Origin of the sequence: Nocardioides sp. AX2bis (assembly GCF_902506435.1) — a bacterium.
In the GTDB taxonomy this organism is placed as follows: Bacteria; Actinomycetota; Actinomycetes; order Propionibacteriales; family Nocardioidaceae; genus Nocardioides.
The window spans coordinates 3,192,162-3,205,188 of sequence record NZ_LR733215.1 but is presented as its reverse complement, the minus strand read 5'-3'; the positions used below and the strand labels follow the sequence as shown (position 1 = coordinate 3,205,188).

General features: G+C 74.0%; 9 protein-coding genes. 5 read left to right on the top strand and 4 right to left on the bottom strand.

Annotation, left to right across the window (positions count from 1 at the left end):
* The coding region (locus GV155_RS15375; RefSeq protein ID WP_328820807.1) for a threonine/serine ThrE exporter family protein at positions 1-1,638 on the top strand (1,638 nt) is incomplete at its 5' end.
* Here GV155_RS15375 and GV155_RS15370 read toward each other — a convergent pair.
* From GV155_RS15370 to GV155_RS15360, 3 genes are read right to left on the bottom strand one after another with little or no spacing between them, the layout of a single operon-like run.
* Positions 1,627-2,220 carry a DUF402 domain-containing protein gene (locus tag GV155_RS15370; RefSeq protein WP_160009356.1) on the bottom strand — a complete coding sequence of 198 codons (594 nt, stop codon included), beginning with the start codon at positions 2,218-2,220 and terminating at the stop codon, positions 1,627-1,629. The two genes, GV155_RS15375 and GV155_RS15370, sit on opposite strands and share 12 nt — an antisense overlap.
* A gap of 7 nt (positions 2,221-2,227) precedes the next feature.
* The gene (locus GV155_RS15365) at positions 2,228-3,067 is read right to left on the bottom strand and encodes an SDR family NAD(P)-dependent oxidoreductase (RefSeq protein ID WP_160009354.1); all 840 of its coding nucleotides are present in this window, start codon (positions 3,065-3,067) and stop codon (positions 2,228-2,230) included.
* Positions 3,064-4,611: a flavin-containing monooxygenase gene (locus GV155_RS15360; RefSeq protein ID WP_160009352.1), complete on the bottom strand. Its 1,548-nt coding sequence runs from the start codon at positions 4,609-4,611 to the stop codon at positions 3,064-3,066. Before GV155_RS15360 ends, GV155_RS15365 begins: the two co-directional genes overlap by 4 nt.
* A gap of 48 nt (positions 4,612-4,659) precedes the next feature.
* On the opposite strand from GV155_RS15360, the gene GV155_RS15355 reads away from it, so the two are divergent.
* On the top strand, positions 4,660-5,268 hold the full coding sequence (locus GV155_RS15355) for a TetR/AcrR family transcriptional regulator (RefSeq protein WP_160009350.1): 609 nt from the start codon (positions 4,660-4,662) through the stop codon (positions 5,266-5,268).
* On the opposite strand, the gene rocD is transcribed toward GV155_RS15355, so the two are convergent.
* Positions 5,269-6,531: an ornithine--oxo-acid transaminase gene (gene rocD, locus GV155_RS15350; RefSeq protein ID WP_160009348.1), complete on the bottom strand. Its 1,263-nt coding sequence runs from the start codon at positions 6,529-6,531 to the stop codon at positions 5,269-5,271.
* A 186-nt stretch (positions 6,532-6,717) separates the two neighbouring features.
* On the opposite strand from rocD, the gene hrpA reads away from it, so the two are divergent.
* The 3 genes from hrpA (at position 6,718) to GV155_RS15335 (ending at position 13,025) form a co-directional block, all read left to right on the top strand.
* On the top strand, positions 6,718-10,659 hold the full coding sequence (hrpA, locus tag GV155_RS15345) for an ATP-dependent RNA helicase HrpA (protein ID WP_236554350.1): 3,942 nt from the start codon (positions 6,718-6,720) through the stop codon (positions 10,657-10,659).
* A 54-nt stretch (positions 10,660-10,713) separates the two neighbouring features.
* Positions 10,714-11,319, top strand: coding sequence for a hypothetical protein (locus tag GV155_RS15340; RefSeq protein WP_160009344.1), 606 nt, complete (start codon positions 10,714-10,716; stop codon positions 11,317-11,319).
* Positions 11,320-11,585: 266 nt separating this feature from the next.
* The gene (locus GV155_RS15335) at positions 11,586-13,025 is read left to right on the top strand and encodes an ABC transporter substrate-binding protein (RefSeq protein WP_160009342.1); all 1,440 of its coding nucleotides are present in this window, start codon (positions 11,586-11,588) and stop codon (positions 13,023-13,025) included.
* Positions 13,026-13,027: the final 2 nt, after the last annotated feature.

Genomic DNA, 13,027 nt, shown 5'->3' with positions numbered 1-13,027 from the left:
GCCCCCACCACCACCCGTTCCCGCGGCGCCGCCCCCGCGACGCCGTCGGGCCTCGACGAGACCGGCGTGATGCGCCTGTCCGAGACCGGTTCCATGCGCCGCGTCTCGCGGCGCGAGATCGTCGACCCGGCCCACGTCAGCCTGACCATCGACCTGTCCCTGCGCGTGGGGGAGCTGCTGCTCTCCAGCGGCGCCGGCGCGGCCGACGTGTCCGCGACGATGCAGTCGATCGCCCGGCACGCCGGGCTCCACAACGCCGACGTCGACATCACCTTCACCTCGCTGTCGATGAGCTTCCAGAGCGACCCCGAGACGCCCCCGATCGGGCACTCGCGCCAGGTCTCGCAGCGCGACATCGACTACGAGGACCTGACCCGCGTCGACCACCTGGTGCGCGACGTCCTCGCCGACCGCGCCACCCTGCGCGAGGCCCGCGCCCGGCTGGCCCGGATCACCTCGTCCCCCCACGGCCGGCCCCGCTGGGCCGTGACCGTGGGCTGGGGGCTGATGGCCGCCGGTACGGCGGTCTCCCTCGGCGGTGGCGTCCTGGTCGCGCTGATCGCGCTGGTGGCCGCGGTCGTGATCGACGGGCTGAAGAGGGCCATGTCACGGCGCCGGCTGCCGCTGTTCTACCAGCAGGTGGCCGGGGGCGCGGTGGCCACGATGATCGCCGCCGGCGCCACCCTGCTGCCGGTCGGGCTCGACCCGTCGCTGGTGGTCACCGCCAGCATCATCGTGCTCCTGGCGGGGATCGGGTTCCTGGGCGCGCTCCAGGACGCGCTCTCCGGCTTCTACGTCACCGCCACCGCCCGGCTGACCGAGGCGGTCCTGGCCACCGCCGGCATCATCGCCGGCGTCAGCGGGGCCATCTCGCTGGCCGGCACGCTCGGCATCAGCGTCGGGACGCTGGAGCCGGCGGCGCTGCGGCTGCAGGACCTGCCCCTGATGGCGGCCGGTGCCGCGGTGGCGACGGCGGCCTTCGCGTTCGCCTCCTACGCCCCCAAGCGCAGCCTGCTGCCGGTCGGCCTGATCGGCGCGGTGGCGGTGGTCATCTCGCAGACCGTGGACCTCGGCTTCGGCCGGGCCTGGTCGGTGGCGTTCGCCGCCCTCTTCGTCGGCCTGGTCAGCTTCCCGGTGGCGGCACGGCTGAAGTTCCCGATCCTCGTGCTCGCGGTCTCGACCCTGGTGCCGCTCCTGCCGGGGCTCTCGATCTACCGCGGCCTGTCGCTGATGGCCGAGGGTGACACCTCGCGCGGCCTGGCCTCGATGATCACCGCGATCTCCGTGGCCATCGCCCTGTCGTCCGGCGTCATCCTCGGCGAGTACGTCGCACAGCCCGTCGGCCGCAACGCCCGCCGGCTCGAGAGCCGCCTGGCCGGTCCCCGCCTGGTCGGCCCGTCGTCGATGTCCACGGAGCGACGCCAGGCCCCGACGGTCCAGGTCGCCTCGGTGGAGCACATCGCCACCGAGGAGGTCCCGCCCGCGGAACGCGCGGCAGCGGTGCAGCAGGCCCGGCAGGCGGCGCGCGCCGGGGGCGACCCCACGGCGACCGCCTCGACCGACCTCACCGACATGCTGTTCCTGCCGCTGGACACCTCCGAGGACCCGGCCACGCCGCCGGGCGGCTCAGCGCGCTGACCCGTCCGCTGGTCGCGAGAGCCGCTCCAGCCAGGCGGTCGCGGTGCGGTCGTCGTACGGCGGGGTGCGGGTGGTGACCGCCGCCAGGACGGCCTCCACCGAGGCCTGGGCGGCCGTCACCACCTCGGGCGGGTAGCCGAGCGTGACGCGGTGCTCGGCGAACTCGTCCTCGTCGTCGACCCAGACCCGGCCGTGCTCGCCCCGGACCACGTCGAGGTCGAGGTCGACCGCGCGCAGCACCGGGACGTCGCCGGTCGGGTCCCAGGTGGCGGGCGTGGCGACGTCGACGTAGGTGCGGCACCAGATCCCGGGGGCGTGGAAGCTGGCCAGCGCCCAGGCCCCGGCCGCCGGCACCAGGGTCACGCTCGCGACGTCGGAGACGAACGCCATCCCGGGCCGGGCGTGCGGCGTCCCGGCCGGCATCCCGAGCCAGGTGCCGTGCTCGTCGTGGCCGAGCACGACCGCGTCGAACTCCCAGTGCGCGCGGTCGCCCCACTTGGCCATCGCGACGTGCACCGGGGTGCCGGGCTCGGGGATGCCGGGCTCGGGGCTGCCGGGCTTGGGGGCGTCGTGCGGGCTCACGCCCCGATCAGACCACGGCGCCCTTCGGCGCGATCCGGCCGTACACCTTGGCCACGACGTCCTGGTAGCGGGAGCCGGTGAGCCGGGCGAAGTGGTGCAGGAGGTGGGCGTCGAGCCCGACCAGGACCCGCGCCTTGTTGGTGAGGATCCCCTTGACGATGATCTCGGCGGCGCGCTCGGGCGTCATCTTGGCCAGCTTCTCGTCGAACAGCTTCGCCGTGGCGGCCTGGTCCTCCTTGTCGGAGACCCGGGCGCTGCGGGCGATCGCGGTCTTGATCCCGCCGGGGTGGACCGAGGTGACCCCGACCGGGTAGCCGGCGATGAGCATCTCCTCGCGCAGCGACTCGGTCATCCCGCGCACGGCGTACTTCGCGGCGTTGTACATGCTCTGGCCCGGGATCGAGAGCAGCCCGAAGAGCGAGGACAGGTTGACCACGTGGCCGTCGCCGGAGGCGATGAGGTGCGGCAGGAAGAACTTCGTGCCGTGCAGGACGCCGGTGAAGTTGATGCCGGTGATCCAGTCCATGTCCTCCCACGAGAGGTCGAGCAGGTTGCCGGCCAGGGCGACGCCGGCGTTGTTGATCACCACGTTGACGCGGCCGAAGTGCGCGGCGACCTCGGTGGCGTAGGCCTCGAAGGCGGCGCGGTCGGCCACGTCGAGCGGGTCCGAGCGGACCTCGCGCACGCCGGCGGCCTCGACCAGCGCCACGGTCTCGGCCATGCCGGCCTCCGAGACGTCGGAGAGGGCCAGGCGCGAGCCGCGGCGGGCCAGGTCGAGGGCCAGGGCGCGGCCGATGCCGGAGCCGGCCCCGGTGATCACGACCACCTTGTCGTCGAGCGTCTTCATGCGGGCACCTTCTCGGTCTGGGTGTCGGTCCCGGGGTCGTCCCCGGGGGTCGTACGGGTCCTCCGGCGGCGCCGGGTGAGGCGGAAGGCGTCCTCGTCGAAGGACGCCGTCGTGCCGCGGAAGGCGAACGTGGAGCGGGGCCACAGCGTGGTGTTGCGGCCCTGGTCGTCGAGGTACCAGCTGGCGCAGCCGCCGGTGTGCCACACGGTGCGCCGCATCCGGCGCTGGAGCCCGGCGGACCAGGCGTGCTCGGCCTCGGCGTGCACCTCGACCTCGGCCCAGGATCCCTCCCGCATCGAGCGCAGCACCGAGCGCAGGTACGAGACCTGCGACTCGATCATGAACACCATCGAGGAGTGGCCCAGGCCGGTGTTCGGGCCGACCAGGAAGAACAGGTTCGGGAAGTTCGCCACCGCGGTGCCCTTGAACGCCGACATCCCCGTGCGCTTCCACTGCGCGGCGAGGGTCTCGCCGGCGCGGCCCACGAGGTGCTCGGTGACCGGCAGCTCGGTGGTGAAGAAGCCGGTGGCCACGATCAGCACGTCGATCGGGCGCTCGGTGCCGTCGGCGGTGACGATGCCGGTCGGCGTCACCCGCTCGATCCGGTCCGTGACGACGTCGACGTCGTCACGGTCCAGGGCGGGGTAGTAGGTGTTGGAGATCAGGATGCGCTTGCAGCCGATCTCGAAGTCCGGGGTGAGCCGGGCGCGCAGCTCCGGGTCCGTCACGCCCTTCTCGAGGTTGGCCAGCGCCATCTTCTTGGCCGGCCAGGCCAGCTTCGGCTGCCGGGTGAAGGCCGGCACGTAGGCCTCACGGCCCCAGTAGATCGCCGTGCGGTAGAGGTTCTGCACGCCGGGGACGTGGCGCAGCGCGAGCCGCTCGAGGCGGCTGTAGCTGCGGTCGTGGCGCGGGATGACGTAGGGCGCGGTGCGCTGGTAGACGTCGAGGTGGCCCGCCTTCCCGGCGACCTGGGGCACGATCTGGATCGCGGAGGCGCCGGTGCCGATGACGGCGACCCGCTTGCCGGCCAGGTCGGCGTCGTGGTTCCAGCGCGCGGAGTGGAAGAGCTCGCCGCCGAAGTCCTCGATGCCCTCGATGTCGGGCAGCTTCGGCTCCGACAGGCCGCCGGTCGCGGAGACCACCACGCGCGCGGCGTACGTCGTGCTGCCCCGCGGGCCGGTCGTCTCCACCAGCCAGCGCTGCTCGGCCTCGTCCCACGTGGCGCCGTCGACCCGGGTGTCGAAGACGAACCGGTCCAGCACGCCGGACTCGCGCGCGACGCGCTGGAGGTAGGCCTGGATCTCGGGCTGCGGGGAGAAGGACATCGACCAGTCGCCGGGGGCGAAGGAGTAGCTGTACAGCTGGCTCGGGACGTCGCAGGCCGCGCCGGGGTAGGTGTTGTCGCGCCAGGTGCCGCCGACGTCGGAGCCCTTCTCGATCACGACCAGGTCGCGCTCGCCGTCCTCGTCGAGCTTGATCGCGGCGCACAGCCCGGCGAAGCCGGCACCCATGACGAGCACGTCGACGGTGGTGGAGGGAGTCATGGGGGGACGCTATTGGCGCTATTGAACAGGTGTCAATAGACTCGGGGTGTGACCGCGCCCGCACCACGACCGCCGCGCTCCCGGCTCAGCCCGGAGCAGCGTCGTGAGCAGCTGCTGGACCTCGGGGTGCGCCTGCTGGCCACCCGCCCGGTCGACGAGCTGTCGATCGACCTGCTGGCGGTCGAGGCCGGCATCTCGCGCGGGCTGCTCTACCACTACTTCGGCAACAAGGCCGACTTCCACGAGGCCGTCGTCCGACGCGCGGCCGACGCGCTGATCGAGCAGACCGCACCCCCGGAGACGGGGGACCCGGTGGAGCGGCTGGCGGTGTCGATGACGGCGTACGTCGACTTCGTGGTGGCCAACCACGAGGGCTACCTGTCGCTGGTGCGCGGCGCCGCGGGCGGCAACCCGACCCTGCGCGAGATCTACGACGAGGCCCTGCACGCGCTGACCGACCGGCTCTTCACCGAGGGCGGCAGGCAGGGCCTCCTCACCGACAGCCCGCGCCACCGGCTGGTGGTGCGGGGCTGGGCGGCGCTGGTCGAGCAGCTCGTGCTGGGGTGGTACGACGACCCCGGCGGCGTGAGCCGCGCCGAGCTGCTCGACCTGGTGACCAACGCGCTGCTGGCGCTGGTCGGGACGCTGCCGGACTGATCAGCCCGCGACGACCTCCGCGAGCTGGTCCAGGCCCCAGGCGAGGTCGTCGGCGTCGACGACCAGCGGCGGGGCGAGGCGGATGGTCGAGCCGTGCGTGTCCTTGGCCAGCACGCCACGCTCCATCAGCGCCTCGCAGATCTCGCGGCCGCTGCCGCGCGCCGGGTCGATGTCGACCCCGGCCCACAGCCCGCGGACGCGGACGCCGACGACGCCGTGGCCGACGAGGCCCTCGAGCCGCTCGCGCACCATCTCGCCGAGCTCGGCGGCGCGTCGCTGGAAGTCGCCGGTGGCCAGCATCCGCACGACCTCGGCGCCCACGGCGCAGGCCAGCGGGTTGCCGCCGAAGGTGGACCCGTGCTGGCCGGGGCGCAGCACGCCGAGCACGTCGTTGTCGGCCACGATCGCCGAGACCGGCACGATGCCGCCGCCGAGCGCCTTGCCGAGGACGTAGATGTCGGGGACGACGTCCTCGTGGTCGCAGGCGAAGGTGCGCCCGGTCCGGCCGAGGCCGGCCTGGATCTCGTCGGCGGCGAAGAGCACGTTCGCAGCGGTGCAGGCCGCGCGGATCCCGCGCAGGTAGCCCTCCGGCGGGATGACCACGCCGCCCTCGCCCTGGATCGGCTCGACCAGCACGGCCACGGTGTTCGGCGTGATGGCGGCCTCGAGCGCGGCGAGGTCGCCGTACGGGACGGTGACGAAGCCGGGCGCGAACGGGCCGAAGTCGTCGTGGGCGGCCGGGTCGTCGGAGAACCCGACGATGGTCGTGGTGCGGCCGTGGAAGTTGCCGGAGGCCACGATGATCTCGGCCTGGTCGGTCGGCACGCCCTTGACCTGGTAGCCCCACTTGCGGCTGACCTTGATCGCGGTCTCCACGGCCTCGGCGCCGGTGTTCATCGGCAGCACGGAGTCCTTGCCGCACAGCGCGGCGAGGCCCTCGGTGAAGTCGGCGAACTGGTCGTGCACGAAGGCGCGGCTGGTCAGCGTGAGCTTGTCGAGCTGCTCGTGGGCGACGCGCAGCAGGCCGGGGTGGCTGTGGCCGAAGTTGAGCGCGGAGTACCCCGCGAGCAGGTCGAGGTAGCGGCGGCCGTCCACGTCGGTCATGAAGGCGCCCTCGGCGTCGGCCACGACCACCGGGAGCGGGTGGTAGTTGTGCGCCGTGTGCGCCTCGGAGCGGGTGAACGCGGCCGAGCCCTCGAGCTCGTGGACCGAGGGGTGCGTGGCGTGGCTGGCCTGGCTGGGCGTGGTGACCGAGGTGGTCATCGGCGGCCTCCTGACGGAGTCGGGGACGGTCGAGCGGGTCGATCGTGCGGGGGTCGGCACCAGATTGTCAGACAATCCTGGGGGACCCAACTCCACGCTAGGGCGTGCGCGCCGCGCCACCAAAGCCCCGCCACCGCCCCGGCGCCGCGCGCCCACCCGGGGCGCCGGGGCAGAATGGCCCGCATCATGGCCGGCAGTGCTCCCTCGTGGACGATCACCTACCCCGCCGACCTCCCGGTCTCCCAGCGCCGCGACGACATCGCCGCCGCCATCCGCGACCACCAGGTCGTCGTCGTGGCCGGCGAGACCGGCTCGGGCAAGACCACCCAGCTGCCCAAGATCTGCCTCGAGCTCGGACGCGGACGCGGGCCCGAGAAGGACGAGCAGGGGCGCACCACCGGCGGGATCATCGGCCACACCCAGCCGCGCCGGATCGCCGCGCGCTCGGTGGCCGAACGGCTGGCCGACGAGCTCGGCACGGAGCTGGGCGGGCCGGACGCCCCGGTCGGCTACCAGGTCCGCTTCACCGACCGGACCTCCCGCGCGACGCGGATCAAGGTGATGACCGACGGCATCCTGCTCGCCGAGCTCCAGCGCGACCGCGACCTGCGCCGCTACGACACCCTGATCATCGACGAGGCGCACGAGCGCAGCCTCAACATCGACTTCCTCCTGGGCTACCTCAAGCGGCTGCTGCCGCGCCGGCCCGACCTGAAGGTCGTCATCACCTCGGCCACCATCGACGTCGAGCGGTTCTCCCAGCACTTCGGAGCCGGCCCGGACACGCCCGCGCCGGTGGTCGAGGTCACCGGGCGCACCTTCCCCGTCGAGGTCCGCTACCGACCCCTGCTGGAGCTCCCCGAGGACGACGAGGACGGGGAGCCGGTCCAGCGCGACCAGACCGAGGCGGTGGTCGAGGCCTGCCGCGAGCTGGCCGGCGAGGGCAACGGCGACGTGCTGGTCTTCCTGCCCGGCGAGCGCGAGATCCGCGACACCGCCGAGGCGCTCGAGCAGGCGCTGGGCCTGGACCGCGGCTCGCGCAACGGCCGCGGCGGCCACGTCGAGGTGCTGCCGCTGTTCTCCCGGCTCTCCGCCGCCGAGCAGCACCGGGTCTTCTCCTCCCACGCCGGGCGCCGGATCGTGCTGTCCACCAACGTCGCGGAGACCTCGCTGACCGTCCCCGGCATCCGGTACGTCGTGGACACCGGGCTGGCGCGGATCTCGCGCTACTCGGTGCGCACCAAGGTCCAGCGCCTCCCGATCGAGCCGGTCAGCCAGGCCTCGGCCAACCAGCGCGCCGGCCGCTGCGGCCGCGTCGCGCCCGGCATCTGCATCCGGCTCTACTCCGAGGAGGACTTCGAGGGGCGACCGGAGTTCACCGAGCCCGAGATCCTGCGCACCAACCTCGCCTCGGTCATCCTCCAGATGACCAGCCTCGGCCTCGGCGACGTCGCGCGCTTCCCCTTCGTGGAGCCGCCCGACCGCCGCAACGTGACCGCCGGCGTGCAGCTGCTCGAGGAGCTCGGGGCGCTGCAGCCGGGCCAGGACCGCCGCGGCGGGCGCCGGCTCACCGAGCGCGGGCGCCGGCTCTCCCGGCTGCCGATCGACCCCCGCCTGGGCCGGATGCTGCTCGAGGCCGAGCAGCTCGGCTGCCTGCGCGAGGTGCTGGTCATCACCGCGGCCCTCTCGCTGCAGGACCCCCGCGAGCGCCCGGTCGAGCAGCGTGCCCAGGCCGACCAGCAGCACGCCCGCTTCACCGTCGAGGGCTCCGACTTCCTGACCTGGCTCGCACTGTGGCGCTACCTGCGCGAGCAGCAGCACGAGCTCTCCGGCTCCGCCTTCCGCCGGATGTGCAAGCGCGAGCACCTGAACTGGCTGCGCGTGCGGGAGTGGCAGGACTACGAGTCGCAGCTGCGCCAGGTCTGCAAGGAGATGGGTTTCGAGACAGGCGCTGGCGCGCCTTCCTCAACCACCGTCTCGGGAACCGCCGACACGGCCGACGCCGACGGCATCCACCAGGCGCTGCTGTCGGGCCTGCTGTCGCAGATCGGGCTGCTCGAGCCGCGGGAGAAGGAGCGCGAGGGCGCCGGCGGCAAGCGGCGGCCGGGACCACGGGAGTACCTCGGCGCCCGCGGGTCGCGGTTCGTGGTGTTCCCCGGCAGCGCGCTGCACCGCAAGAACCCGACCTTCCTGATGGCCGGCGAGCTGGTCGAGACCTCCCGGCTCTTCGCCCGGCAGAACGCCGCGATCCAGCCGGAGTGGGCCGAGCGCCTCGGCGGCGACCTGGTGAAGCGGACGTACTCCGAGCCGCACTGGTCGCTCAAGCGCGGGTCCGTCGTCGCCCACGAGCGGGCCACGCTGTACGGCGTCCCGCTCGTCGCCGACCGCCTGGTCCCCTACGGCAAGGTCGACCCCGACCTGTCGCGCGAGCTGTTCATCCGGCACGCGCTGGTGCAGGGGGAGTGGCGCTCGCACCACCGCTTCCTGCGCACCAACCGTGCCCTGCTCGACCAGGCCGAGGAGCTCGAGCACCGCGCCCGCCGCCGCGACATCGTGGTCGACGAGGAGACGCTCTTCGACTTCTACGACGCCCGGGTCGGCGCCGACGTGGTCAGCGGCGCGCACTTCGACGGCTGGTGGAAGAAGGAGCGCCGCGCCCGGCCCGACCTGCTCACCTTCGACCCCTCGATGCTCACCCGCAGCACGGCCGAGGAGGTGCGTGAGGCCGACTACCCGGCGCAGTGGCAGGGCAGCACCGAGGGCCTCACCTTCGGGATCAGCTACCACTTCGAGCCCGGGGCGGCCGAGGACGGCCTGACCATCGACCTGCCCGTGGCGACGCTGAACCAGGTCGACGACGCCGACTTCTCCTGGAACGTCCCCGGCCTGCGCCGGGAGCTGGTGACCGCGCTGATCCGCAGCCTGCCCAAGAACCTGCGGGTCAGCCTGGTGCCGGCGCCCGACAAGGCCCGGTCGTTCCTGGCCGAGGTGCCGGCCGGGCAGGAGCCGCTGCTCGACGCCCTGGAGCGCTGGGTGCGCTCCACCGTCGGCGTAGTGGTCCCGCGCGACGCCTGGGACTGGGACAAGGTCGCCCCGCACCTGCGCCCGACCTTCCGCGTGCTCGGCGAGGACGGCGCCGAGCAGGCCCGCGGCAAGGACCTCACCGTGCTCAAGGCACCGCTGCGCGCCGAGCTCGACCAGGCCCTGGCCGGCGCCGCCGACGACTCCGGGCTGACCCGCACCGGCGAGACCACCTGGGCCTTCGGTGTCGTCGAGGACGAGGTCGTCCAGCGCCGCGCCGGGCACGAGGTCCGCGCCTTCCCGGCCCTGGTCGACGAGGGCCGCAGCGTCGGGCTCACCGTGCTGGCCTCGGCCGAGGAGGCCGAGGCGCACCACCGCCTGGGCGTACGCCGGCTGCTGCGCCTCGAGGTGGACCGCCGGCACCCCGGCGCGGCCGGGCGGGTGCTCGACGGTCTCGGCAACGCCCAGAAGCTCGGCCTGGCCGGCTCGCCCTACCCCACCGTGGCGGCGCTGCTCGACGACGCGCTGGACGGCGTGCTGGGCGAGCACGCCGACGCGGCGGTGGGGCGTACCGGGGTGCGGGACGAGGACGCGTTCGCCGCGCTGGTGCGCGAGGCCGGGGACCCGCGGGCGGCGCTGGCCGCGGTGGTGGCCGACGTGCTCGACCTGCTCGACCGGTGGCGGGCCGCCGAGAAGGCGCTCGGCGGGCGCGCCGAGATGGCCGAGCTGCCCGCGCTGACCGACCTCCAGGCACAGCTGGCCGGCCTGGTCCACGTCACGGGCCCGGAGGGCGGCTTCCTCGCCGAGGCCGGCCCGGCCCGGCTGCGCCGCTACCGCGCCTACCTCGGCGCCGTGGTCGCCCGTCGTGAGCTGCTCGCCGAGCCGGGCGGTCCCTCCCGCGACCGGCAGCTCGCCGGCGGGATCGTCGACGTCCAGGACACCTGGCGGCACGCCGTCGCCGCGCTTCCCCCGGGCCGCCCGCCGGGGGCCCGGCTGCGCCGCGCCCGGTGGATGCTGGAGGAGCTGCGCGTCTCGGTGTGGGCCCAGCGACTGGGCACCGACGGCCCGATCAGCGAGCAGCGCGTGCGCAAGGTGCTCCAGGCCTGAGCCCGGCGGGCCGCCCGACCACGACGCGGCCGGGGTGGGTCGTAGCGTGGGCACGTGAGCGAGCAGACCCCCCGGCCCCCGCGGCGACCGACGCCGAAGACCGGCCACTTCTTCGAGTCCGCCGCCGGCGGGGTCGACCCGGCCGAGGTCACCGAGGCCGCCGACCGGGCCGCGCACCTGCTGGTGCGCGGGGCGCGCACCAGCGAGGACCGCGCGGTGGGGGACCGGCTCCTGCACCTCGCCGAGGACGAGGGCATCGAGGCGATCGCCGAGGTGTGGTCGGGCTCGCCCGCCGACTCGCTCGCGGGCTGCCTGTGGCGGCTCTACCTGCTGCGCTCCTGGGTCCACGCCGACCCGTACCAGGTGGCGCAGGAGTTCGAGGCCGGCCGCTCCGGCGCGCAGGTGGCGCGGGTGGTGGCCGGGGTCGCCGACCCGCCGGGGCCCGACGCGCTGCGCGCGATGGTCGACGAGGTCCTGCGCGGGATCGCCGAGCGTGACTTCGCCGACGTCCTGCTGCGTGCGGCCGCCTTCGCGCGGGTCGTCGCCACCGGCCGCGCCGTCCTGGAGGACCGCGGCTCGGCCGGGGTGCGCCGGATGCTGCTGCTCTCCGAGCAGCTCGAGGCCGGCGGCCACGCCGAGCTCGCCCACCGACTTGCGTGAGCCGCCCTCCGGCCTAGACTCGGTGCTTGGAGCACGCCGGGCTGCGGCAGCCCCGGGTCCCAACTAAAGCCGCTTCGAGCGGCCACGCGCCGTGAGGCGCTCCCAGCCCGGTGTGCTCCTCCACCCCCGGCCCCGTCAGGGGGCCGTGACTGTTCCGTGACCTTCCTGAGACCTGGCCGAGACCTCCGGTTCCCGCCGGTCCGGCGCGCTGGTCCGCGGTGGGTAGCATGACCGCGCCCGGGAGCCCGACGACCAGCAGGAGTGTGATGAGCGTGCACCGCCACGGCCGTCGCCCCCGGACCGCCGTCGCCGCGCTCGCCGTCGCCGCGGTCCTCGCCACCACCGCGTGCCAGGCCGACCCGGCGCCCGACCCGGGCCCGGACACCCCCGGCGCGGACGCCAGCGCCAGCCCGACGGCCTCGGCCCCGCCCTCCGACGACGTCGAGCTGACCTTCGGGGTCTTCGGCCCGGACGCCGAGACCGCCTCCTTCGAGCGGGTCGTGGAGTCGTACAACGCGTCGGCCACCGCCACGACGGTGACCCTGCGCACCTACCCCAACCGCGACGCGCTGCTGAAGGACCTCGGCACCCCGCGTGCCCCGGACGCCTACCTCGCCTCGCGCCAGGACCTGGACCAGATCGTCACCGAGGGCTGGAACACCCCGCTGCTGGAGCTGCTCGACGAGCGCGGGGTCGACTACGGCGACGGCTACTCGCGCGACGCGCTGCTCTCCTTCTCCGTCGACGACGACCTGCAGTGCATGCCGTACGGCATCTCGCCCACGGTCGTCTACTACAACACCGACCTCATCGACTTCGATTCGATGCGCGAGCGCGGGCTGCCGGTGCCGCCGACCGACCTGCGTGGCTGGAACCTCGAGATGTTCGCCGCCGCCGCCGACGAGGCGACCCGCCCGCGCCTGGGCACCCGGGGGGTCCACGTCGAGCCGACCCTGCGCGGCCTGGCGCCGTTCGTCTACTCCGGGGCCGGGCAGCTCTTCGACGACGAGGACGAGCCCACGTCGCTGGCGCTGGAGGACGACGACGCGCGGGAGGCCCTCACCCAGACCCTCGCGCTGCTGCGCGACACCCAGGTCACCCTGACCGGGCGGCAGCTGCGCCAGGCCGGCGCCCTGGAGTGGTTCGAGCGCGGCCGCCTCGGGATGATCACCGGCACCCGGGCGCTGACCCCGGAGCTGCGTGACGTCGACGGCCTCGACTTCGACGTGATGCCGATGCCGCTGATCGACGACCAGGTCTCGGTCGGCGACATGACCGGGCTCTGCATCTCCTCGGACAACGAGAACCTCGCCCGCACCGCCGACGTGCTCGTCTCCCTGATCGACGACGAGGCGGTGGCCGAGGTCGCCGCCGAGGGCTACCTCGTGCCGGCCAACCTCGGGGTGGCCCTGACCGACGAGTTCCTGCAGCCGCTGCAGATGCCGCGCAACGCCAACATCTTCAACACCAGCGTCCGCGACCTCGTGGTCAACGACCTCCTCAGCCCGGACAGCCCGCTCTCCCAGGCCGTACGGCCGGCCGTGCGGGACCTGTTCACCGTCCCGATCCTCGACGACCTCGAGGAGCGGACCACGCTGATCGACACCGTCTCGCGCAGCGTGCTGGACCCCGACTACCCGCCGGCCAGCGAGCTGCCCTCGGAGCTGCCCTCGGAGGGCGAGGCGCCCGAGGGCCTCGAGCAGTAGCG